This is a genomic window from Natronobeatus ordinarius (assembly GCF_024362485.1).
In the GTDB taxonomy this organism is placed as follows: domain Archaea; phylum Halobacteriota; class Halobacteria; order Halobacteriales; family Natrialbaceae; genus Natronobeatus; species Natronobeatus ordinarius.
On sequence record NZ_CP101456.1, the window covers coordinates 1,664,687 to 1,686,614 of the forward strand.

At 66.8% G+C, this 21,928-nt stretch carries 26 protein-coding genes and 1 tRNA gene; 10 read left to right on the forward strand and 17 right to left on the reverse strand.

The genetic code is table 11. From position 1 onward, the window contains the following. Positions 1 to 69: 69 nt before the first annotated feature. Positions 70 to 261, forward strand: a complete 192-nt coding sequence (locus tag NMQ09_RS08615; protein ID WP_255194183.1) for a hypothetical protein — start codon at positions 70 to 72, stop codon at positions 259 to 261. Positions 262 to 304: 43 nt separating this feature from the next. Here NMQ09_RS08615 and NMQ09_RS08620 read toward each other — a convergent pair whose 3' ends face one another. From NMQ09_RS08620 to NMQ09_RS08645, 6 genes are all read right to left on the reverse strand, one after another. Beyond that, entirely contained in the window at positions 305 to 751 is a 447-nt protein-coding gene (locus tag NMQ09_RS08620) for an AAA family ATPase (protein WP_255194184.1), read from the reverse strand. A gap of 290 nt (positions 752 to 1,041) precedes the next feature. Then, positions 1,042 to 1,125: transfer RNA gene (locus NMQ09_RS08625), tRNA-Leu, on the reverse strand. A gap of 75 nt (positions 1,126 to 1,200) precedes the next feature. Further along, a complete protein-coding gene (locus tag NMQ09_RS08630) occupies positions 1,201 to 2,142 on the reverse strand; it encodes an oxidoreductase (protein WP_255194185.1) in 942 nt (313 codons plus the stop codon). Between the two features lie 88 nt (positions 2,143 to 2,230). Then, on the reverse strand, positions 2,231 to 2,776 hold the full coding sequence (locus NMQ09_RS08635; protein ID WP_255194572.1) for a peptidylprolyl isomerase: 546 nt from the start codon (positions 2,774 to 2,776) through the stop codon (positions 2,231 to 2,233). A 263-nt stretch (positions 2,777 to 3,039) separates the two neighbouring features. Then, positions 3,040 to 3,540: a hypothetical protein gene (locus NMQ09_RS08640; RefSeq protein WP_255194186.1), complete on the reverse strand. Its 501-nt coding sequence runs from the start codon at positions 3,538 to 3,540 to the stop codon at positions 3,040 to 3,042. Positions 3,541 to 3,646: 106 nt separating this feature from the next. Beyond that, the gene (locus NMQ09_RS08645; RefSeq protein WP_255194187.1) at positions 3,647 to 4,165 is read right to left on the reverse strand and encodes a peptidylprolyl isomerase; all 519 of its coding nucleotides are present in this window, start codon (positions 4,163 to 4,165) and stop codon (positions 3,647 to 3,649) included. Between the two features lie 108 nt (positions 4,166 to 4,273). Here NMQ09_RS08645 and NMQ09_RS08650 point away from each other — a divergent pair, with 108 nt between their 5' ends. After that, positions 4,274 to 5,239 (forward strand): succinylglutamate desuccinylase/aspartoacylase family protein, encoded by a 966-nt coding sequence (locus tag NMQ09_RS08650; RefSeq protein ID WP_255194188.1) that lies wholly within the window; start codon positions 4,274 to 4,276, stop codon positions 5,237 to 5,239. Between the two features lie 42 nt (positions 5,240 to 5,281). Then, positions 5,282 to 6,112 carry an endonuclease III domain-containing protein gene (locus NMQ09_RS08655; protein ID WP_255194189.1) on the forward strand — a complete coding sequence of 277 codons (831 nt, stop codon included), beginning with the start codon at positions 5,282 to 5,284 and terminating at the stop codon, positions 6,110 to 6,112. A gap of 32 nt (positions 6,113 to 6,144) precedes the next feature. On the opposite strand, the gene NMQ09_RS08660 is transcribed toward NMQ09_RS08655, so the two are convergent. Together NMQ09_RS08660 and yciH are read right to left on the reverse strand one after the other, a co-directional pair. Continuing rightward, a complete protein-coding gene (locus NMQ09_RS08660; protein WP_255194190.1) occupies positions 6,145 to 7,383 on the reverse strand; it encodes an FAD/NAD(P)-binding protein in 1,239 nt (412 codons plus the stop codon). Continuing rightward, complete coding sequence (yciH, locus tag NMQ09_RS08665; protein WP_255194191.1) at positions 7,361 to 7,657, reverse strand: stress response translation initiation inhibitor YciH; 297 nt, start codon at positions 7,655 to 7,657, stop codon at positions 7,361 to 7,363. Before yciH ends, NMQ09_RS08660 begins: the two co-directional genes overlap by 23 nt. A gap of 293 nt (positions 7,658 to 7,950) precedes the next feature. On the opposite strand from yciH, the gene NMQ09_RS08670 reads away from it, so the two are divergent. Continuing rightward, positions 7,951 to 8,625 (forward strand): HD domain-containing protein, encoded by a 675-nt coding sequence (locus NMQ09_RS08670; RefSeq protein WP_255194192.1) that lies wholly within the window; start codon positions 7,951 to 7,953, stop codon positions 8,623 to 8,625. A gap of 33 nt (positions 8,626 to 8,658) precedes the next feature. Here NMQ09_RS08670 and NMQ09_RS08675 read toward each other — a convergent pair whose 3' ends face one another. Together NMQ09_RS08675 and NMQ09_RS08680 are read right to left on the reverse strand one after the other, a co-directional pair. Continuing rightward, a complete protein-coding gene (locus tag NMQ09_RS08675; protein ID WP_255194193.1) occupies positions 8,659 to 9,060 on the reverse strand; it encodes a VOC family protein in 402 nt (133 codons plus the stop codon). Between the two features lie 94 nt (positions 9,061 to 9,154). After that, a complete protein-coding gene (locus NMQ09_RS08680) occupies positions 9,155 to 10,537 on the reverse strand; it encodes an MFS transporter (RefSeq protein WP_255194194.1) in 1,383 nt (460 codons plus the stop codon). A gap of 218 nt (positions 10,538 to 10,755) precedes the next feature. Between NMQ09_RS08680 and NMQ09_RS08685 the strand changes: the two genes are divergently transcribed. Then, positions 10,756 to 11,715 (forward strand): succinylglutamate desuccinylase/aspartoacylase family protein, encoded by a 960-nt coding sequence (locus NMQ09_RS08685; RefSeq protein WP_255194195.1) that lies wholly within the window; start codon positions 10,756 to 10,758, stop codon positions 11,713 to 11,715. 1 nt (position 11,716) lies between these two features. After that, positions 11,717 to 12,820, forward strand: coding sequence for a pyridoxal-phosphate dependent enzyme (locus tag NMQ09_RS08690; RefSeq protein WP_255194196.1), 1,104 nt, complete (start codon positions 11,717 to 11,719; stop codon positions 12,818 to 12,820). Here the strand turns inward: NMQ09_RS08690 and NMQ09_RS08695 are convergent, their stop codons facing one another. From NMQ09_RS08695 to NMQ09_RS08705, 3 genes are all read right to left on the reverse strand, one after another. Next, positions 12,821 to 13,279 carry a thiol-disulfide oxidoreductase DCC family protein gene (locus NMQ09_RS08695; RefSeq protein WP_255194197.1) on the reverse strand — a complete coding sequence of 153 codons (459 nt, stop codon included), beginning with the start codon at positions 13,277 to 13,279 and terminating at the stop codon, positions 12,821 to 12,823. Positions 13,280 to 13,383: 104 nt separating this feature from the next. Next, positions 13,384 to 14,988, reverse strand: coding sequence for an HTTM domain-containing protein (locus NMQ09_RS08700; RefSeq protein WP_255194198.1), 1,605 nt, complete (start codon positions 14,986 to 14,988; stop codon positions 13,384 to 13,386). Positions 14,989 to 15,195: 207 nt separating this feature from the next. Continuing rightward, a complete protein-coding gene (locus NMQ09_RS08705) occupies positions 15,196 to 15,915 on the reverse strand; it encodes a DUF2103 domain-containing protein (RefSeq protein ID WP_255194199.1) in 720 nt (239 codons plus the stop codon). A 221-nt stretch (positions 15,916 to 16,136) separates the two neighbouring features. Between NMQ09_RS08705 and NMQ09_RS08710 the strand changes: the two genes are divergently transcribed. The 4 genes from NMQ09_RS08710 to NMQ09_RS08725 are packed head-to-tail and all read left to right on the forward strand — an operon-like array spanning position 16,137 to position 19,261. Continuing rightward, positions 16,137 to 17,057 (forward strand): ABC transporter substrate-binding protein, encoded by a 921-nt coding sequence (locus NMQ09_RS08710; protein ID WP_255194200.1) that lies wholly within the window; start codon positions 16,137 to 16,139, stop codon positions 17,055 to 17,057. Between the two features lie 12 nt (positions 17,058 to 17,069). Beyond that, on the forward strand, positions 17,070 to 17,786 hold the full coding sequence (locus NMQ09_RS08715; RefSeq protein ID WP_255194201.1) for an ABC transporter permease: 717 nt from the start codon (positions 17,070 to 17,072) through the stop codon (positions 17,784 to 17,786). Continuing rightward, positions 17,783 to 18,550: an amino acid ABC transporter ATP-binding protein gene (locus NMQ09_RS08720; RefSeq protein WP_255194202.1), complete on the forward strand. Its 768-nt coding sequence runs from the start codon at positions 17,783 to 17,785 to the stop codon at positions 18,548 to 18,550. Before NMQ09_RS08715 ends, NMQ09_RS08720 begins: the two co-directional genes overlap by 4 nt. Positions 18,551 to 18,559: 9 nt before the next feature. Further along, complete coding sequence (locus tag NMQ09_RS08725; protein WP_255194203.1) at positions 18,560 to 19,261, forward strand: TOBE domain-containing protein; 702 nt, start codon at positions 18,560 to 18,562, stop codon at positions 19,259 to 19,261. A 9-nt stretch (positions 19,262 to 19,270) separates the two neighbouring features. Here NMQ09_RS08725 and NMQ09_RS08730 read toward each other — a convergent pair whose 3' ends face one another. The 4 genes from NMQ09_RS08730 to truD all read right to left on the reverse strand — a co-directional run bounded on the left by NMQ09_RS08730 (position 19,271) and on the right by truD (position 21,919). Next, positions 19,271 to 19,699 (reverse strand): zinc ribbon domain-containing protein, encoded by a 429-nt coding sequence (locus tag NMQ09_RS08730; protein ID WP_255194204.1) that lies wholly within the window; start codon positions 19,697 to 19,699, stop codon positions 19,271 to 19,273. Positions 19,700 to 19,769: 70 nt separating this feature from the next. Further along, positions 19,770 to 20,120: a type II toxin-antitoxin system PemK/MazF family toxin gene (locus tag NMQ09_RS08735; protein ID WP_255194205.1), complete on the reverse strand. Its 351-nt coding sequence runs from the start codon at positions 20,118 to 20,120 to the stop codon at positions 19,770 to 19,772. Then, entirely contained in the window at positions 20,117 to 20,467 is a 351-nt protein-coding gene (locus NMQ09_RS08740; RefSeq protein WP_255194206.1) for a helix-turn-helix domain-containing protein, read from the reverse strand. Before NMQ09_RS08740 ends, NMQ09_RS08735 begins: the two co-directional genes overlap by 4 nt. 117 nt (positions 20,468 to 20,584) lie before the next feature. Then, the gene (truD, locus tag NMQ09_RS08745; RefSeq protein ID WP_255194207.1) at positions 20,585 to 21,919 is read right to left on the reverse strand and encodes a tRNA pseudouridine(13) synthase TruD; all 1,335 of its coding nucleotides are present in this window, start codon (positions 21,917 to 21,919) and stop codon (positions 20,585 to 20,587) included. Positions 21,920 to 21,928 lie beyond the last annotated feature (9 nt).

A 21,928-nucleotide genomic window follows, 5' to 3' on the forward strand; every position in this document is an offset into this window, starting at 1 on the left:
GGTTGGAATGAACTACCACGGTGCGGCGTTCTCGAGCGAGCGACCCGGGGAACAGCGGGGTATCCAGCGATGACGTCGACAGCCCTCTACGCCGTGGCAGCCGTCGCCGTCGCCGCCCTCACCGCGCTGGTGTTCGCCGTCCACGGCGGCGGTTCGTACATGTTCCTCCTGTACGGCGCCATCCTGGCGGTCGTCTTCGCCGGATTCGCGTACGACGCACACCGGGCGACGTCCGAACCGACGCCCGCTCGAGCACGGTAACCCGCCGGCGACGCGGCGTTCGAAACCGGCCTGGTTCGACGCGTCACCCGCTCTCGAACCGTCCCTCGAGCGCGGCCACGATGCAATCTGTGGCTTCCTCGGGCGAGTGCTCGGTCACGTCGACCACGAGGTCTGCGTCCGGGTCGTCGAACTCACGCCAGACGATGTGAACTGCCTGCTCGTCGATCGCGTCCTCCCGCTGGCGATTCCGCTCGAGACACGTCTCGAGGTCGGCCACCAGGTGGACGACGAAGCCGTCCTCGAGGCGCTGGAACCGCTCCTGCCACGTCCGCTTGTAGAAGGTGCCCGCGACGATCCAGTCCTCGTCGGCCGAGGTTACGCGCTCGTACAGCCGATCGTAGGTGTTCCGCTCGAACGCATCGGAGTCGAGGCGTCTCACCGTCTTCTCTCGCTCCTCGAGGCGATCGCAGAGCAGGCTCGAGACCGTGGTCTTTCCCACCGCGGGCGGGCCACAGACGATGACGATCACGGCGCTCGATTCGTGCGCCGACGGCTTACGCGTGCCGGCGTGGCCCGAGTCGGGGCTGTGGGTTCACGATCGCTCGAGTCGGGGGCTCGTCGGTGACTCGAGTACACGAGCGGTGACTCGAGGGCGAGAGACGGACTCGAGGGACGGGGGCTCGTCGGTGATTCGAGGGCGAGGGAAGGGATTTGAACTACGCCGAGACGGTCGTCCTCGCTTCGCTCGGACGCTGCGACTCGTCTAGTTCAAATCCTTCCGGTCGATTGCCGCTGCTCGCGAATTGCTCGCAGCGGCAATGCGAGGGAAGGGATTTGAACCCTCGGACCTCTACAGGAGCGGGTCTTAAGCCCACCGCCGTTGGCCTGCTTGGCTACCCTCGCACTCGAGTAGAACTGCATTCGGCGGTAGTCATCGGTACGGGATGTGCGTTTCGGTTGGCGCGAACGGGGCGGCGATCAGGACGGCTGAACCACCGGCTCCGGAAGCCCGTAGGAGACGCCGGTGAGCGATCGCGAGACGTCCCAGAGCCGGCGAGCTGCCTCTCGGTCGGACGACCGATCCGAGGATCGCTGTCGCCCGGGCGTCCCACGCATGTTCATGAGCCCGCCGGGACCGTAGTAGGCGCTGCCCTCGACGTCCGGTGCGGTCGCGGCGTACAGCGTCGGCAACGCACCGCGAGCCGCCGACTGGGCCAGCAGGGCGTTCGAGAGGCGACGCACGGCGGTTCGAAACCAGGTTCCACGACCTTCGATGCCGCGGAACTGTAACTTCGTGTCGGCGTACCCTGGGTGGACGGCCACGCTGATCGCCTCGGCGTCGGCCGCGCGGAATCGCCGCTCGAGTTCGTAAGCGAACAGCACGTTCGCGAGCTTCGACTGGGCGTAGGCGCCCCACTTGTCGTACTCACGCTCGCCGTGGAGGTCCTCGAAGTCGAGTTCGCCGCGTTCGTGGAGCCCGCTCGAGACGGTGACGACCCGTGCGGGTTCGTCGCCCGCGAGCAGCGACTCGAGGGTCAGGCCCGTCAGCGCGAAGTGCCCGAGGTGGTTGACTCCGAACTGGGTCTCGAAGCCGTCTTCGGTCTCCCGGCGGGGGATGGCCATCGTCCCGGCGTTGTTGACGAGCACGTCGATCGGCTCCTCGAGCTCCCTCGCGAACGCGCGAACCGACTCGAGGCTCGCGAGGTCACAGCGCTCGACGCGGAGGTCGGCCTCGGGAACGTCGCCGCGGACGTCGTCGGCCGCGGCCTCGGCCCGGTCGAGGTCACGGCAGGCCATAACGACCGTCGCCCCGTTCCGGGCGAGTTCGCGAGCCGTCTCGAGGCCGATCCCGCTGTTCGCGCCCGTCACGACGATCGTTCGTCCGCGCTGGTCGGGAACGTCGTCGGCAGTCCAGCCCATACCCTCGCTCACGGTCGCCGTGATAATCAACGCCGTCCAAAACAGTGTCGGGTCGGGCGAGTCGCGATACTGGTCGTTGAACCGACTACTATCCGTCGTGGACCGTCACGGACTCGAGCAGCACGGCTTCGATCGGCCTGTCGGTGTCGTCGGTCTCGACGCTACCGATCTCACGGACGACGTCCATCCCATCGGTAACCGCTCCGAAGACGGAGTGGTGGCCGTCGAGGTGTGGCGTCGCGTCGAGGGTGATGAAAAACTGCGAGCCGTTCGTGTCCGGTCCCGAGTTCGCCATCGAGAGCACGCCCGGGCCGTCGTGTGTGAGCTCGTCGTGGAACTCGTCGTCGAACTGATAGCCGGGACCGCCACGGCCGGTGCCGGTCGGATCGCCCGTCTGAATCATGAAGCCGTCGATAACGCGGTGAAAGTGCACGTCCTCGTACAGCGGCTCGCCGTCGACGTCCTCGCCCGTTTCAGGGTCGGTCCAGGTCCGTTCACCGGTAGCGAGGCCGACGAAGTTCTCGACCGTTCGTGGGACGCGTTTGGCCTCGAGTTCGACGTCGATCCCGCCCTCGCTCGTGTGCAACGTCGCGTGGATGAGTTCGTCGCCGTCGGCTAACCGCCGGTCGACGATCGATTGGTCGTCGTCCGCTCCGTTCTCGCCTGGTCTGTCCCCCTCTCCGTCGGTTTGCTGGTCGTCGTCACTGCCGAGACACCCGGCGAGGGAGACGCCAACAGTCGAGGCAGACAGCGCGAGGAGTGATCGTCGGGATGGAATACTGATTTGTCGTGGGTGTAGCGATGCAATAATGATATCGATCGGACTCGTCCTCGAGTCGGCTGTCAGGGTTGCTCGAGCGACGAGTGTGCCGGGAGGTGGTGAGCCGATTTCGTCTGTCAGTCGTCGGGTCGGTCCTCGACGACGACTGTCCCATCGTACGCTGGGTGTAACTGGTCAACGCCAGAACCTGCGCGTAGTTCCCAATCGCCAGGGACTGTCGCGGTGAACGGACCCGTTGTAAAAAACCGAGCGCCACCGGAGGGAAGCTCATCGTCAACGACGACGGTCGCTGGCTGCGTCGCTTCGTCATCGGCCGGCGGGATTAGTTCGACGGAAGTTTCCCCGGTAACGGGTTCACCACCGGCGTTTCCAAGGACGACAGCAATGTCGAACTCGGTACCGACGACGACGCCGTCCGGTTCCTGTGGCTGCTGCCTGAGAAGCATGACCGTACCCGGTGCGTCTTCGTCCACCTCGAACGCTGGCGCATCGGAACCACTGTCTACGTTTTCACCGTCAGTCTCTCCTGTCGTACCTGTTTCAGACTCGCCGCTGAGGCACCCACTGGCGGTGAGCAACCCGACTGGAACGCTTGCGAGGAGGGCACGCCGGTGCATGTGTGAGCAAACACCGATCACAAACATTTATCTTTTGATATCTTCGCCGCCCCGGAGTGTGCGCGTAGTAGCCGTCCTGGTTCGCGTGATGAACGTTTCCGGGTGGCTACTCGTCGTGGACCGTCACGGACTCGAGTACCACGTCCGCTTTGGGGCGGTCGTTGGGACCGGTCTCGACGGAGCCGATCTCACGGACGACGTCCATGCCGTCGATCACTTCGCCGAAGACGGAGTGGCGGCCGTCGAGGTGCGGGGTCGCGTCGAGGGTGATGAAAAACTGCGAGCCGTTCGTGTTCGGGCCGGAGTTCGCCATCGAGAGCACGCCCGGGCCGTCGTGTGTGAGTTCGTCGTGGAACTCGTCGTCGAACTGGTAGCCGGGACCGCCGCGGCCGGTGCCGGTCGGATCGCCACCCTGGATCATGAAGCCGTCGATGACGCGGTGAAAGAGGACGTCCTCGTAGAGCGGTCGGTCGGTGACGCGCTCGCCCGTCTGGGGGTCAGTCCACTCTCGCTCGCCCGTCGCGAGACCGACGAAGTTGCCGACCGTTCGCGGCGCGCGCTCTTCGAAGAGTTCTACCTCGATGTCGCCCTCACTCGTGTGCAGGGTTGCCGTTGGGTTTCCCATACCCCGAGCGAGGACGGGCCGGGTGAAAACGATGGTGGTCTTCGCCGTCTCCCGTGCGACGACCCACTGTCCCGCACGTACATGTCGCCGGCTGCCCAACGTCCACACATGAGCAACGGGACGCACACGGCGACGGCGGTGACGCTGGCGACGCTCCCCTCGGGCGTCGACCTCACGACCACGGTACACACCTACGAGGGCGCCACCGAGGGACCGACGTGTTACGTCCAGGGTGCTCAGCACGGCCGCGAGATCAACGGCACCGAAGCGTTGCGCCGGTTCCACGACCGACTTTCGCTCGAGGAGCTGTCGGGAACCGTGATCACCGTTCCCGTCGCGAACCCGCTGACGTTCGACCGCGTCTCCTACACGACGCCCGAGATTCTCGACAGCGTCAACCCGAACATGAACCGGATCTGGCCGGGTGACGAGTCGGGCAGCCTCCACCAGCGGATGGCCGCCCGGCTCTGGCCGTACGTCTCCCGCGCCGACGCCGTCGTCGACCTCCACACCGGCAGCCCCGACATGCTCCCGCACGTCGTCTACACCGACGGCGACGCCGACTCCCGGGCGCTCGCGGAGGCGTTCGGAACCGACCTCCTGCTCGCCGAGGAGGGACTCGAGGACGCGTCCGACGAGTGGCATCGCCGCGGATTCGCCGGCAAACTCCGCGTCGCGGCCGCCGCGGAGGGGATCCCATCGATCACGCCGGAACTCGCCCACAACAAGCAGATCCTCGAGGACGTCGTCGAAGACGGCGTCGACGGCCTGTTCGCCGTCCTCCGCCACCTCGGGATGCTCGAGGGTGACGTCCCCGGGTGGGACGGCACGCTCGCAAAAAACCACCTCGGGCAGGTGAACGCGACCACGTCGGGGCTGTTCCGTGCGGCCCCGTCGCTCGAGCTCGGCCAGCACGTCGACGTGGGGACCGAACTCGGAACCGTCTACCACCCGGCGTCCTTCGCCACTCTCCAGCACGCGAGCGCCGACCGCGAGGGGATCCTCTTTACACTCACTCGGGAGGCGACGGTCGTTGCGGGCGACAAGCTCGCAAGCGTCGCGCTCGAGCGGTGAGTCTCCATCGACGTTTTCACCCGCGACCGCCTACGGCCAGGCATGGCAGACAGCGACGATCCGGAGCCCAGCGTGAACATCAGCGGGGGCACATCTGGCGGCGGCGTCGAGGCGGCCTTCGACCCCGCCACGGCCGACACCCGCGCCGAAGCGGTCGTCGACCGACTCGGAGAGCGCTACTGGCAGAAGACCTACGGCGGCCAGGACGCGTTCACCTGCCTCGTCCGGACGATCCTGAGCCAGAACACGAGCGACGTGGCGAGTCAGCCCGCTCACGACGCGCTGATCGCGAAGTACGACGGTGACGACGTCGACCTCGCAGCCGCGCTCGCGGCCGCCGACCGCGACGAACTCGCAGAGACGATCAGCTCGGCGGGGCTGTACAACCAGAAGTCCAGGGTGATCCAGGAAACCGCCGAGTGGGTGCTCGAGGCGTACGACTCCGCGACCACCTTCGACGCGTTCGTCAAAGCGGGCGACCCCGAGACGGTGCGCGAGACGCTGCTCGGGATCACCGGTGTCGGCCCGAAGACGGCCGACTGCGTCCTCCTCTTCGCGGGCGGGCGGTCGGGAGTCTTTCCGGTGGACACCCACGTCCACCGGATCTACCGCCGGCTGGGGATCGCGCCGGCCGACGCGGACCACGAGACGGTACGGGAGGTGCTCGAGCGGGAGATTCCCGCCGAGAAGTGTGGCTTCGGGCATACGGCTTCGATCCAGTTCGGCCGCGAGTGCTGTACGGCGCGGAAGCCGGCCTGTCTCGAAGATCCGGAGGCATGTCCGATGGCCGATCTCTGCGACCAGGTCGGCGTCTACCCCGAGACGGGTGAGGTCGTCGATCCGGCCGACGCGCCCGAGGCCGAGCACTCGTAGTTCAGCCCGTCTGTTCGTTACAACGATCCGTCTCAGGTCGGTCTGGGCGCGAACTCGAGCGCCTCGAAGGCGTCGACCAGCAGGTCACCGGCGCGTCTGGCGCCGATGACGTTGCGGGCGAACGGGCCGAGGACGCCCTGGGCCGCGATTCCCGAGACGGCGACTCGAGCGTTCGTCCCGTCGACGCGACGCCAGCGGAGGGTGTCGTCGTCGAGCACCGGCGCGCCCCGATAGCCCGCCGCCAGGTCGGTCCCATCGCGGAGCCGTCGATACAGCGGCGCGTCGTACGGCGAGTTGAACCCCGTCGCGAGCACGAGCTCGTCGACCCAGGTGGCGGTGCCGTCCCGGCAGGTGAGGACGACGGTGCCGCCCGCGGGCGTGACGGCCTCGATCTCGCTTCGCTCGAGGTCGACCCAGTCGCGGTCGATCGTCCGGCGGAGACGGGCGAACACTTCGGGAGACATCGAGCCGTCGCGGCGCGCCTCGGCGACGGTTTGCTCCCGGTCTCGAGACCCTGGCGGGAGCGCCTGGAGCTCGTCGACGGCACCCGAGAAGTGCATCCACTCGCGGCCCGCCTCGAGCGTCTCGACCCGGAACGGGCTCCGTGCGAACAGCGTCACGTCCCGACCGGGCTGGGCCAGGGTCGTCGCGAGCTGTGCCGCCGTGATGCCACCGCCGACGATGCCGATCCGTGCGGTCTCGCCCACCGTGTCGGGATCGAACCCGTCGTCCCAGACGTGCGTGACCGACGCGTCGGCCGGGAGATCGCGGGCCCATTCGGGGCGAGCGTAGGAGCTGCCGTGGCCGATCGCGAGCACGCACGCCCCCGTCGAGAGTCGGCCTGCCGTCGTCTCGACGTCGACGCCCCCGGCTCGCTCCTCGAGATCGGTCGCCCGTGCCTCGATGAGCGTCGACTCGAGACCGTAGCGGTCGACGACGGCGGCGGCGTGGTCGAAAAACAGCTCGACCGTCGGCCGTTCGGCGCCGACCTCGCTCGGGACGAGTTCGTCCTCGCGACCGCGCGAACGGGCGAAGTCTCTGAGCGAGAACGGGTCGACGTCGACGTGGTGGACGAACGGCGACCGCAGTTCCCGCATTCCACACTGCGCGCACTTCCGCCGGAACGCCGCCAGCAGGCCGTCCGGTTCGACGATTCGCAGGCGGTCGCGTTCGACGACGCCGGCCTCGAGGAGCCGCACCGCGAGGTGGACGCCGTGGACGCCGCCGCCGACGATCGCGACGCCCGGGTCAGCCGTCGACTCGGAAGCCACGGTCTCTGAGCAACTCGGGGACGCGGTCGGTGTGGTCGCCCTGCAGTTCGATTCGACCGTCGGTCGTGGTTCCGCCCGTCGCGAGCGATCGTTTGAGTTCTGAGGCGACCGACGTCACGTCGACGGCGTCGGCGTCGAACCCCTCGACGATCGTCATCGCCTTCCCGTAGCGGCGTTCCTCGACGCTGATCGTGAGAACCTGCGTCCCCGTCGCGAGATCGCCGTGGCCATCGAGCTCGTCGAGCAGTTCTTCGAGTGAGTCGTCCGTAGTCACGTGTTCCACATCAACAGTTACTGATATAATATTATCGAAGGTCACATAGTTAATATCTTTTCGCTGTTGTTTCAGTCAGTCGATCGTCGATGGGGCCTTCGACGTTCGTACCCGTTCTCCGGCGGAGGCTGGTCGTCCCGGGAGCAGGTCGGGGCGCTTTCGGGCGCTCGTCACCAGACTGTTCGTCTCGTGAACCGGTTCGCACGGTGAGTGACCCGAACCAAAGGCTAAAGAGCGAAACTGACCAATAATTGTGCAATGACTATCGCTCGTCTGTTGCGGAGGGATCTCTCGTGGGCGTCGAGATAAAAGAGAACAGGGTAAGTGACGCCGAGTTCGAGGAGATGAAAGGGTTCGTCTTCGACTACCTCGCGGCCAGCGTCGAGAACGAAGAGGAGGGCGGCCGCATGCGCTGGTACCCGTGGCACTCCGCGGAGTACCGGCACAACCACATCCTCAACGTGGTCGAACTCGCGACCGAGATCGCCGAGAACGAGGGCGCGGACGTCGACGTCACCCGCGTCGCCGCCCTCTTTCACGACGTGGCCAAACTCGAGGCCGACCAGGAACTCCACGCCGAAGCCGGTGCGCGCGTCGCTCGCGAGTACCTCTCCTCGCGCGGTGAGTACCCCGAATCGTTCGTCAGCCAGGTGTGTCGCGCGATCGAACGCCACTCCTATCAGGGCGACCTGCACGACGTCTCCCTCGAGACGCAGTGTCTCATCGAGGCCGACTTGCTCGACAAGGTGGGCGCCAACGGCGCCACGCTGATGCTCTTGCGGATGGGCTACGAGGCACGCACCCACATGGAGGCCGACGAGATCGTCGAACGCGTCTTAGAGCGGGGGATCGACGCCGCAAACCGCGTCGAGAGCGACACCGCCGAGAGCATCGCCCACCAGCGACTCAAGCGCGTCCGCTGGTTCCGCGAGTGGCTGCAGGACGAGATCGCCGGGATGGGTGACTGAGGCCGTCGATCCGGCGACGCGCACCCGTCGCGACTAGTCCTCGGTGAGTAGTGGATACGCAACTTCCCACAGGTGGTCGTCCGGATCCGCGAAGTAGCCGGAGTAGCCGCCCCAGAAGACCTCCTGTGCCGGTTTCACGAGTCGACCACCGGCGTCGACGGCCTGCTCGAGAATTGCGTCCACCTCGTCCCTCGAGGCCACGTTGTGCGCCAGCGTGACCCCCGAGAACCCGGTTCTGTCGTCCGGAACGGTGGCGTCTTCGGCGAGCAGTTCTCGCGGGTAGACTGACAGCCAGGTTCCCTCGAGTGTGAAGAAGGCGATGTCGTCGTCCGGGTCGCGGTCGTCCATGGGAAACCCGAGTCCGTCCCGGTAGAAGCGAATCGAGTCGTCGACGTCCGAGACGCCGAGCGTGACGAGCGTGATACGTGGGTCCATAGGCAAAATTCTCCTTCCCGATCATAATGCTACCGACGCTGAACCGACCGCGAGAGAATCGGACGCACCGCGTTCGACGGGGGTCGCCCTCGAGTCAGCGGTACGCCTCGAACTCCCGCCCGAACAGCAGGAAGTAGGCGGTGCCGACGAGGCCGATGGCGGTCGCGATCGTAAAGGCGAGGGTGGGGCTGCCGGCGAGAACCACCTCGCCCGTCAGCGGATTCGAGAAGCCGCCCCAGATGAGCCCGCCGAGGGCGGCGCTCGGGATGACGAGCAGGTTGCGAACGAGGTAGTACGAGCCCGTCACGCGGCCGCCCGTTCCCAGCTCGGCGGGGCCGACGATCAGCGCCTTGTGTGCCGGCAGGCCGGCGAACCGGAGGCCGGAGAACGCGAAGAGCAGGGCGAGCACGAGCGCGCTCTCGGGGGCGGAGATGAGCACGATCGGGAACACGGCGTAGACCAGAAACCCGCCGGCGACGACGGGTTTCAGCCCGACTCGCTCGGCCAGTTTCGCCGACGGTACCAGGACGGCCAGCGCGATCAGCATCTCGAGGCCGAGCAGGAGGCCAAAGAAGGCCTGCGGCGAGAGCGAGCCGCCGACGACGGGAAGCGACGTGGGGAGTGTGAGCCCGACCGCGAGGAACTCCGTGACGACGAGCACGAAGAAGATGTAGACCATGCCGTTGGCGAAGCGAACGAGGGTGTCGGCGACGAGCAGCGGACGGAGTTCGGGCGGGAGATTGCTGAGGTCCTCGACGAGCTGGGAGACGCCCTCGAACTCCTTGCCGAAGCTATCTTCGCTCGAGTCGTACAGCACGTGCTGGCCGACCGTGCCGACGATTCCGAAGACGACCGCCACCCCGAGGATCAGCTGGAACGCGAGGACGACGTCGGCTGCGGCTCCCGTGAACGGCGCGAAGAGCACGGCGGCGATCAGCGGGCCGACGAGGAAGGCCGTCCGCCGGAACAGCTCCGTGCTCGCAAAGCCCATCGCCAGCCGATTCGGCGGGACGGCCTGTTTGACGATGGCGTACGTCGCGCCGAGACCGAACGACTTCCACGCCTGGGCGAAGCACAACCCGACGAAGACGGCGACGATCGAGAGTTCGATGGGGCCGATCGCGATTCCCGAGAGGAACGGTGCGGCGAGCCAGATACAAAAGCCGATCGTCGCCAGCAGGCCGAACGCGGTGAGCGCGTAGCGCGAGCCGATCCGGTCGGAGATCGCCCCGCCGGGGTACGGATAGAGGGCGCTGATGACGTTGCCGAAGGTGCCGAAGAGGCCGATAACGAACGCCGTCGCCCCCAGCGCGGCCAGGTACTCGGCCATGTAGCGGTTGGTCATCTGGAAACCCAGGCTGAACGCGAACATCGCGAGCGAGAGGACGAGCACGTCGCGCTCGAGGGCGAAGAACTGCCGGTAGGCGTCGAACGGGTCGGGCTCCTGTTGGGCCGGCTGTCTCTCCTCGAGGCTCATAGGTGTGTCCTTCTACTCGAGGTTCTTTGGGGTTCGCCTTTCAGAACGTTCTGCCCATCGTCTCCCCTGACTCTCAGCCACCGGCTGTTCGTGTGCCTGTCACGGCTCGTTGACCGACTTCGGTCGTGGCCGTTCTCCCGGCCGGTCCGATCCCGTCGGCCGTTTCGTCAGCGAGAAGGACCGAACCAGTAAAGGCGAGTGCGTTCCTCGTCAGGCACATGACGACGACGCTCGGAACGGCGAGCGCGGCCCCCGGCGAGGCCGACACGGGACGTCTCGAGGTCGGCGAGACCAGAGATGGCAGCCCCGTTGGTCTCCCCGTCGCCGTGATAAACGGCGCGAGGCCGGGGAAGACCCTCTACGTGCAGGCGGCCAGCGACGGCGACGAACTCAACGGCGTCGGCGTCGTCAGTCGCGTCGTTCCGCAACTCGATCCCGCCGAGATTTCGGGAACGATCCTCGTCGTGGGGATCGTCAACTACCACGCCTTCCAGGTGGCCGAACACCGCAACCCGATCGACGACACGAAGATGAATCGGACGTATCCCGGCAACGAGAACGGGACCTCGAGCGAGCGCATCGCCCACGCGACGTTCGAGGCGGCGACGCGGGCGGACCTGGTCCTCGACCTCCACCAGGGCTCGACGAGTCGGATGATCGACGAGGCCCGAGTTCGCTGCGGGAAACGCCACCGGTTGCACGAGGAGTGTCTCGAGCTCGCGAAGGTCTTTGGCTGTGGCTACGTCCTCGACCGAAAGGGTCCCGACGGCCAGCTCGCTCGTGCTGCCCCCGACGAGGGCATTCCGACGATCGACCCCGAACTCGGCGGCGCCGTCGGCTGGGACGAAGCGAGCATCCAGAAAGGCGTCGACGGCGTCTTCAACGTCCTCCGGTACTACGGATTTCTCGAGGGTGACGTGACGCTTCGAAGCCAGATTCGCGCCTCGGGATTCAACCAGTACGGCTCGCCGGTTGGCGGGCTCGTCAGATTCCAGAAAGAGCTCGGCGACCGCGTCCAGGCTGGCGACACCATCTTCGAGGTGACGACGGTCTTCGGCGAGTCCAAGGCCACCGTGACGGCGGACAACGACGGCATCCTCTGGCGAACGCGACGCCTTCCCCAGGTCGCGACGGGCGAGTACGTCTGTTCGATCGGGACCGACGTGGACAGGTACTGAGATGGTCTCGGATCTCACCTGCCCCGACTGCGGGGCCGTCTACGAGGCCGGACCCGACGAGCCGTGGCGCTGTTCCTGTGGGCACCCACTCGAGTTCGTCGACCAGCCGATGCCAGCGGGAGAACCACGCCCGCTCTCTGCGATCGACACGAGCACGGGCCTGTGGACGTTCTTCGAATTTATCCCGATCGAGCGTCGCGTCACGTTCCACGAGGGCTTTACGCCGCTCGTCGACGTTCCCGAGTGGGGCGGCGCGTTCAAACTCGAGTACGTCTTCCCGACCGGTTCGTTCAAAGATCGCGGGGCGACGACGACCCTCTCGCGGGCCGTTTCACTCGGCGTCGAGACGGTTCTCGAGGACTCCTCGGGCAACGCCGGGGCGGCCATCGCGACGTACGCGGCGCGGGCGGGGCTCGAGGCGGAAATTTACGTCCCCGCGGACGTCAAGCAGTCGAAGCTGATGACGATCCAGCGGGGGAACGCTCGCCCGGTTCGCGTCGAGGGCTCGCGCGAGGACGTCACGACGGCGTGTATCGACGCCGTGGAGACGGGCAGCGGCTGGTACGCGAGTCACGTCTGGAACCCGGCCTTTCTCGCCGGGACGATGACGTTCGCGTTCGAGGTCGCCGCCCAGCGTGACTGGGACGTTCCCGACGCGCTCGTCCTCCCGGTCGGCCACGGGACGCTCTTTCTCGGTGCCTACCGTGGCTTTACGCTCTTGAACGAGGCGGGAATCGTCGACGGGATGCCCCGGCTGCTCGGTGCGCAGGCTGCCGGCTACGCGCCGATCGTCGAGGCCCACGGTGGCGAGACGACTGCCGACGAAGCCGACGTCAACGAACTCGCCGACGGCATCCAGATCGCCGATCCGCCGCGCGCACCGGAGATCCTCGAGGCGATCGACGCCACCGACGGCGATGCGGTTGCTCTCTGTTCGGACCGGGTCGAAACTGCGCTCGATCGGCTGCACCGGAACGGCTTCTACGTCGAACCCACGAGCGCCGTCGCGCCCGCCGCGCTCCAGTACTTCCGCGAAGCGGGAATCGTCGGCGAGGACGAGGACGTCGTCGTGCCGTTGACCGGGAGCGGCCTGAAGACGCTCTGATTACGCGTCGCCGTCCGTATCCGCCGATCCCGTCGATGGCCCGTCAGCGAGGAATCGAGCGCTGATGTCCGGCGTCGGCATCATACACTGTTCTTGCTTTCCGAACCAGTCGTACCGACGGGCGGCGACGACGTCGTAGACGGCGTCGCGAATCAGCCGGGGGACGTATCGAAACGGCACGAGCAGCCGGTAGATGCCGCCGAGGTGGCCCGCAGCCCGGAGGACGGCGTCGGATTTCTCGTAGGCATCCCCGTCGTCGACGAGGACGACCGAATCGAGCGCTTCGGGGTCGACGTCGGTGTCCTCGAGCAACTCCTCGGCGACCGGGGACTGCAACGGTGCGAAGCGAAAGACTCCCTCGGGGTCGCGGCGAATAACGAATTGGACGGAGCCCATACAGAGGTTACAGACGCCGTCGAACAGCAGCACCGGGTGGTTCGCAGACACGTCCTCGGCCATTGGTCAATCGTGGGTGGGCCGGACCAATCAGTGTTCCCCTTCGGGACACCCTGTCGGGTCTCGATCCGATCCGTCTCTCTCCATCGTCGTCGTGAGCCCGCTGCCTAGAACGCCGGTGGATCGATCGTCGCGGGCTCGTGGCCATCGCATCCGTGTTCGTACAGCAGCCACGTGGACCGCTCACGGTTCGCTGGATCGGCGATCGTCTCGAGCGTGATGTCCTCGGTGACCATGTACATGTTGACCTGGACGAGCTCGTCGCCGTGTTCGTCCGTCCACGTTTCACACAGGTGTTCGGCGAGGTGTCTCGAGGCGTCGCCGCTGGATCCCGCCCGCCGGACGTCGTTCATGTAGAACCGCTCGCGGTACGTTCCGTACTGGTGCTGGAGTTCGTCGTACGGCCGGTCGTACGTCAGCGGCCGACCGCCGTTGTAGACGTCGAGCTGCTCACCGGTTGCGGTTTTCGCCGGGAACACGTAGTAGCGATCGGTGGTCCGGGGAACCGGCGCGAAGACGCTCCAGTCGGGTTGGGCGATGTTCAGGCTCGCCGCGACCGTCTCGATCTCCTCGGGGTAATCGGGTTCGAATTCCTCGTCGCGGTCGTCGTCGAGGGCGACGCCGGCGAACTGGACCAGCGAGAGCGCCACGAGTACCACGACGGTGACGGCGATGACGGTGACGACGAACGTGTAGACGCCGGCTCGAACCGCCAGCAGCCGCTCGGAGTCGAGTCGGTACGCCGGGAAAGACGCGGCGAGTCGCTCGAGTGCTGCCAGCCTCGAGGCGAGGCGATCGGTGTCGATCCCTGCGGTGTGTGCCAGGCGGGTCGCGTCGTCCCAGAACTGGCGCTGGAGGAATGGAAGCAGCCCCGTGATCGCGACCCAGGGGAACGCGCCGATGCGGACGGTGAGCGCGAACGACAGGTGCGCGATCACGAACATCGCGACGAACGCCAGCCGTGCGCGGCCCTGGAGGAAGATGAGCAACCACGCGAAGAGGAGCATGTAGTACCACGTCAGGCCGCCAAGTTCGAGCAGCGCGGGGTACTGGCGCAGGATGCCCGCGAGCAGGAACGTCATGTCGTCGAGGCCCATGATGAGCGGCGTCGCCTCGCCGCTCGTCCACAGCGTCGACGTCGACTTGTGGTAGCCGTTGACGACGTACATCACGACCATCTGTGAGAGGATGAACGCGGAGGCGAGAGTCGAGACGTGTGGCCGCGGCGGGGCGTCGCGGTGGACGGCGTCGATCGACCACCGTTCACCCAGCGGGAGGAAGATAGCCCAGAACAGCAGCAGCCGGAACAGAGTGTCGGCGTAGCTCAGGACGAACGGGTTGTGGTGATCGAGCGAGATCACGAACAGAAACGAGAGGACAGCCGCGGCTCTGGTCCTGTAGCCGACGATCAACTGGAGCGCGATCAGGCCCTGGAGGACGAACAGCGCGGCGAGCAGCGTCGTGCTCGTGGTGAGGTAGTAGAACGAAAACGCGTAGTCGGGCGTCGCGTCCATCGCCACCGACCGCGGGACGACGCCGTGTTCGGTGTAAAAGTACGAGAAGTTCCGCGACCGGAGAAGCAAGTCGGCGACGATGAGGGCGCCAGCGACGATGCGAAAGAGGGCGAGCGATCGCGTATCGATCCGAACGCAGCGGTTCAGATATCGTCCGATACGCACGGGGAGGGCGGAGGGCTCGAGCGGACGCGCCATCTGAACAGACACAGATAGCAGACGGACATACTTTTTTCGATGAGAACGACGCGAGTGACCTCCGACTTCGTCCACGACCGTGTCGGCCGGGATGGCCCAGTCTGTCGACCACGAGCGGCTGACAGTCGGCGCTAGATCGGTCGACGACCGGCACTGGATTGGCTGTCGTCTGAGGACGTCCTCGAGACGCGTGAACTGTCGGACGATCTAGTACAGCCCTTCCTCGGCGAGGACGTCGTTCAGGTCCTCGCGGATCCGTTCACCGGTCTCGCGGTCTCGAGCCGTCGTCACGATCCGGTTCTCCTGAACGCTCGAGCCGTCTCGCAGGAGGAGTCGGACGTTTCCACCGTCGTCGGCGCGGGTCACCTTCGCCCGGAGGCCCGACTGTGAGCCTTTCCCGCCGGCGTCGATCGGCCCCGGAATAACCTTCTTGACGTGCGGGTGGCCGGCGACGGTCTGGATGGCGCGCATCCCCGTCCGGCCACCGATCAGCGTCGTGTGGCTGCCGCCGATCTTCTCGACGGGCGGGACGTCCACGACGTCGAGCGCCCGGTCGCCGCGTCGCTCGAGGACGGTGTCGACCGGGTCGTCGCCGTCGACGCGGTAGAACGGGTAGTGGAGTTCACCACGGACGGCGCGGACGACCTCGCGAACGCCGGCGACGTACACCTCTTCGGGACGCTTGCGGCGGACCTCGTCGGCGATCCCCCCGGCGAAGTTCCGGAGTTCGATCACCGCCGTCTCGTCGCCGTCCTCGGGAATCGTCGTGACCGTCGTCTCGCCGACGACCGCCTCCTCGGCGAGCATCGTGATCGTCGCCCGGTCGCGGGCGGCCTCGAGGACGACCGCGTCGGCGTTGGCCTCGCGACAGACCAGACAGAAGTCCCCCGGTTTCTCGAGCGGCGAGGCACAGTGCCGACACTCCATGCCGGCGATTCGCGTCGGGGCCCTAAAACGGCCGTGTTTTCCGCTGACCCGGGAGACTGATCGCCTCGAAAACGTGCCCTGTTTCAATTACCTTCCGTTCGACGAGCGCTCGGAAACGGCGTCAGTGTTGGCTCCAGCCCCGATTCCGTTCGACCGTCCGTAACTGATCGTGGTTTCGCCGCATCCGAAGCTATTTGATCCGGGCGGTCGACGATGTATCTATGAAGATACAACGGCGATCGTTCGTCGCGCTCCTGGGGGGCGGTGCCGTTGGGCTGGCCGGCTGTCTCGGCAGGGGTGATCCCGGGGGGCCCGCTTCGGTCAGTGGGGACCGGCTCAGGCTCGCGACGACGACGAGCACGTACGTCACGGGGCTCCTCGACGAACTGAACGGCCCGTTCGAGGACCGCTACGGCGTGTTCGTCGAGACGGTCCCCCAGGGAACCGGAGCCGCCCTCGAGACCGGCCGTCGGGGGGACGCGGACGTCGTCCTGGTTCACGCCCGCGAGCGCGAGGACGAGTTCGTCGCCGCGGGCTACGGGGTGAACCGCCGCGACGTGATGGCCAACGACTTCGTCGTCGTTGGCCCGTCCGAGGACCCTGCCGGCATCGCCGGCGATGACGACGCACCCGCGGCCGTCGCGGCGATCGCCGACTCGGGCTCCACGTTCGTCTCCCGGGGCGACGAGTCGGGAACGAACGCGAAGGAACGCGAACTCTGGGAGGAAGCGGGGATCGATCCTGCCGGCGAGTGGTACCGGGACGTCGGCGGGGGGATGGGGGAAGCGCTCACGATGGCCGACCAGCAGGCTGGGTACACGCTGGCCGATCGAGGGACACTGCTGTGGATGCGAGACGAGGTCGATCTCGTCGTCCACGTCCAGGGACCGCTCGAGGGCGGTCCGGACCTGCTCGCGAATCCTTACGGGATCGTGGTGGTCAACCCGGCGATCCACGAGAACGTGGCGTACGACCTCGCGATGGCGTACGTCGGATTCGTCACGAGCGTCGAGGGCCAGGCCATCATCGAAGGCTACACCGTCGAAGGTGAACAGCTGTTCTTCCCCGAGGCGCTGGCGGAGGAACCGAACTTCGGGCAGTACGTCCCGGAAGAGTGGACCGACACGAACGACGAGGCGTAACCCGACTTAGCAATGCCACTCGAGAGCGTTTCGACCGCCGCGGTGTTCGCCGAGTTCCCGTTCGAGTGGAACTACGTCCGGAGCATCGTCGAGGTCTCGCTGTACGTGAGCCTCACCGCCGTCGCGATAAGCACGCTCATCAGTTTGCCGATCGCCCTCGCGATCGGCTTCAAGGAGTTCCCCGGAAAGCACCTGCTGGCGTCGCTCATCACCACGGGAATGGGCTTTCCGAGCGTCGTCGTCGGCCTCATCGTCCTGTTCGCGCTCTCGAACGAGGGGCCGTTCGGCTCGTTCGACCTCGTCTTCACCCCCGAGGCGATGATCCTCTCCCAGATCGTCCTCGCCGCACCGGTCATCACTGGCGTGAGCCTCGCGGCGGTCTCGAGCGTCGAGCGACCCGTTCGCGACGCGGCGTTCGCGATGGGCGGGACGCGACTCGACGTCGCGCTGGTGACGATCAAGGAGGCTCGCTACGGCATCGCGACCGCGATTCTCGCCGGCTTCGGCCGGGCGATCAGCGAGGTCGGCGGCGTCCTCATCGTCGGCGGCAACATCGCCGGCGCCGACGGCACCTCCTACACCCGCACGCTCACGACCGCGATCCAGCTCGAGGCGCGCCAGGGCCGATTCGAGACGGCGATGATCCTGGGGGCGATCCTGGTCGCGCTCGTCTTGCTCGTCAACGCGCTGGTCGTCAGGCTGGGCAACGGCGGGGGTGGCTACCGATGAGCCTCGACGTACGTGACGTCCGCCACGGCTACGGGGGCGAACCGGTCCTCGACGGCGTCTCGCTGTCGGTCACGCCCGGCGAGGTCGTCGCGATCATCGGCCCCTCCGGCGTCGGCAAGTCGACCCTGCTCCGGCTGCTCGCGCTGTTCGACGCACCCGAGTCGGGGACGATCGAGTACGACGGGACCGACGTCTGGACGAGCGCGGAACACCGGCGACTCGAGTTGCGCCGGCGGATCGGGATGGTGTTCCAGGAGGCGAGCCTCTTCGACGCGAGCGTCCGTCGGAACGTCGAGTACGGCCTCCACGTTCGCAAGCCGTGGCCCGCCCGGCTCCGCCGGGGGATCGCCGACGCGGTCGGGCTGGGGAACGGAACGAGCGAGGCACTCGAGGCGCTCGAAGTGGTGGGCCTCGAGGAGGAACTCGACCGCGACGCGCGGTCGCTTTCGGGCGGCGAGGCCCAGCGGGTCGCCTTCGCACGAGCGCTCGCGTACGACCCCGACGTGCTGTTGCTCGACGAGCCGACGTCGGACCTCGATCCGCGAAACACGGCCGTCATCGAGGCGGCCGTCCGCGAGGCCCGGGCGCAGGGGATCGGCGTCGCCGTCGCGACCCACGACATGCACCAGGCCGAACGGATCGCCGACCGCGTCGCCGTCCTGCTCGACGGGGAACTCATCGAGGTCGGCGAGACGGGGCGAATCTTCGAGCGACCGACCGACGAGCGCACGCGGAAGTTCATCGAGGGGGAGCTGCTCTACTGAGAACCACCTATGACGATCGAGAAAGGATACCGGACGGAACTCGAGGTCGACGGCGTCACGATCGACCGCCGCGACGTCGAGATGCTCGAGGCGATCGACGACCACGGCTCGATGCACGCCGCGGCCGACGCGCTGGGGCGATCCTACGCCCGGCTCCAGCGGCGGGTCGTGGAACTCGAGGAGGCCGTGGGCCAGCTGACCGAGCGACGACGCGGTGGGAGCGGCGGCGGCGGCACCGAGCTGACCGAGACGGCAACGGAACTGCTCCGACAGTTCGACCGCCACCGCACGGAACTCGCCGGCGTCGCGACGGTCACCGAGTCGATCCTCGAGGGAACGGTCCAGGATCGGACGGGCGAACTCGCGACCGTCGAGACGCCCGCCGGCCCGGTGGTCGCACTGGTTCCAGCGGGTGCACGCGAGGTCGAGATCAGCGTTCGCTCCGACGCGGTCGTCCTGAGCGACCCGGACGAGACGCCCGACACGGGTGGAACGAGCTTTCGAAACCGGTTCGATGCCGTCGTCACCGCCGTCGAATCCGGCGAGGCGGTCGCGAACGTCGCCCTCGAACTCGACGGTGGCGTCTCCCTCGAGGCGCTCGTCACGACGGGGAGCCGGGACGCGCTGGCGCTCGAGCCCGGCCGGCGCGTCGTCGCTTCGTTCAAAGCGACGGCCGCTCGAGCGATCCGCGTCGACCGAAACGAGAGCTGAAACGGTCCGTCAGGCCGACCGCGCGTCGGTCATCGAGTCGGCGAGCTTCGCCCCGCAGGCCCGGCAGTAGCGCGACCCCTCGCGGACGATCGCCTCGCAGTCGGGGCAGGTAAACTCGCCGTCGGGTTCCCCGAGGGCTTCCCCGCAGTTGGGGCAGTAGTCGGCGTCGCCGGCGACCTCGATCCCGCAGTTCGGACAGCCGTCGCGATCCTCCCAGAGGACGCGCCGTTGCGAGCGGTTGACGTAGTTGTACGCGCCCCAGAGGACGTTTCCCAGTCCGAAGGTCCACCAGATGGTCAAGAGCGCGACCAGCACGTGCGAGGCGAGCGAGCCGATCTCCCGGTTCACCATCACGACTCGATCCGGCCGCTCGTCCTCGATGCGCCAGCCCTGCGCGACGAGGTCGTCGATCTCCCGCTGGAGGCGTCTGCTTCGCATACGTTCGATAGGCTTCGAGGGGGTAAACGGTTGACGACGCCCGATAATCGTGTCGTCGACTGACAACTTTTCAGCCGTCCTCCCCGGTACGGGCTCCGACGTAGGCTGCGAGCGTAGCCACTGCAGCGTCGACGACAGCTTCGTTCAGGACTCCAAGTTCGCGATTGATATCGTCAGGATCGAGAGAGGCGACTGCCCAGGGGAGAATCGAGCTGTCTTCCGGAAGTCCACCGTCGATCAGGTCCTCGTCCTCGATCGGTATTCGTTCGTCGTGCCAGGTTTTCGTCGTGAGCGTGAGTGCAACGTATTGCTCGCCGTGGAAGGGCATGTCGGACGTGTTGACGACAACCCATGGCCGACCAGCGTCACCATCTTTGAACGGATCGGCAGCGTAGACGATCGTCCCCCGCGTAACAGTCATTCGTCGTCTCGCTCGCTCGCGTTCACCCACTCGTCGCGATCCTCTTCCCCGTACAGGTCGTCGAACAGTCGCGTCGCTCTGTGCGTACCGTAGGCCCGTCGGAGTCGGTCCAGGTCGTCGGTAATCGCCCAGTAGGGTCCCTTGTGTCTGACGAGCTTTCGGTTCTCGAGTCGTGAGAGGACGGGATGAATCGAATTCTCGTTGACGTCCGTCCGTCGGGCGATTTCTCGTGCTTTCCAGGCGCGATCTCGGTTCTCGTACAGGAACGTAAGAACCTGCTCTGGATTACTCAACTCCGACAACTCTTCGGGAGAACGCTCGTCGAACCGATCGATGTCGATGGACATACGTGCCGATTGGAGGCCAACCGGATTAACTGTATCCGTTGTACGTGTTGTACGCACCGTACCCCGAAGATGACGGATCTGGCTCACGCTGGCTGCTCCGATTCCGACGTCTTGTCATCAGCTTAATCGAACCGGGTCCACCTTGAGATACTCGCGCATCACGACCGTCGCGTACGATCCCTTCGGGAGCGAAAACGAGAGCGTTAGAGGGTCAGAGTCGAGCTCGATCCCCGTTCGCACCAGGATCGCCCGCCGCGTCCCCGTCGAGTGGAACTCGCCGGGGAGGTCGAAGTCCTCGGGGACGAGCTCGAGCTCGTCGAGCACCGCCCGTTCGATCTCGCCGGGTTCGCCCTCGCCCAGCTCGGTTTCGGTGCCCACGAGCGGCGCGGTGACGAACGCCCGGCCGCGTTCGCAGTGGCGGGTCACTGACCGCACGCGGCGGTCGGTCACCCGCTGTTCGCGGTCGGTGTCGGGAAGCTCGAGGCCGTCCGGCGCGTCCGTATCCGCGAAACAGACCACGTCGCCCTCGACGGGACGGTCGAACGGCAGGCCGCGCTCGAGTCGCTCGCTCAGGATCAGGTTGAAGGCGTAGGACTGTGCGGCGTGGACGAACAGCCGCTGGAGGTTCGAGGGCAGTCGCTCGAGGGCGTCCCGGAACGTCTCCTCCGCTACCTCGTCGGCTTCGGCCAGTTCGTGCAGCATCGACCGCTCGTAGCGCAGCCGGTTCGGAAACCGCTCGAGCGCTTCGCGCCAGTCCCGGGTCTCCTCGACGAACGTCCGGGCCTCCTGGGTCGATTCGGGTTCGGCGTCGGTCGGGTTGCCGAGGTAGGCCAGCACCGCGCCCTCGAAGTCGCCGCGGACGAGCTCGAGGCCGACCTCGTGGGTAATCGGGCGTCGGCTCCCGAAGCGCTGCTGGCCGAAGAAGTTGGGGACACCGATCTTCGACCCCTCCTCGACCCCTCCGAACGCGACCAGTTCGTCGGTGATCGCCTCGGCGTTCTCGGGCGCCTCGGGCTCGCTCACGACCAGTTCGAAGGCGTTGCCCGCGAGGTCGCCGAACTCGAGTGAGCGACCGGCCCGGCCGAGCACCTCGAGCTCGGCCCCGTTCACGTCGGGGAGCTCGTCCGGTTCGGCCCCATAGATCGAGAACAGCTGCGTCGTCACGGCGTACTTGTCCTTGGTGCCGGCCCAGGAGACCCGCTCGCGGGAGACGCCAAGCGCGTCCGACAGCCGGGACGCGAAGTCGTTGGTGTCCCAGCCAGCCAGCGTCGCCCGGAGCACGAGGTGTGGGTAGGCGTCGGGGGTCGCGTCGACGGGCTCGATCGAAAAGCGCTCGAGTTCGCGCACCCGGAAGTGGTCGTCGCGCTCGCGGAGGTGGCCGCCGACGCCGTCGGTCTCGCTGACGTAGGACGCCATGCCGACGGCCTGCTCTGTGGGATGGGCTGGACGCATCTCGCCCGT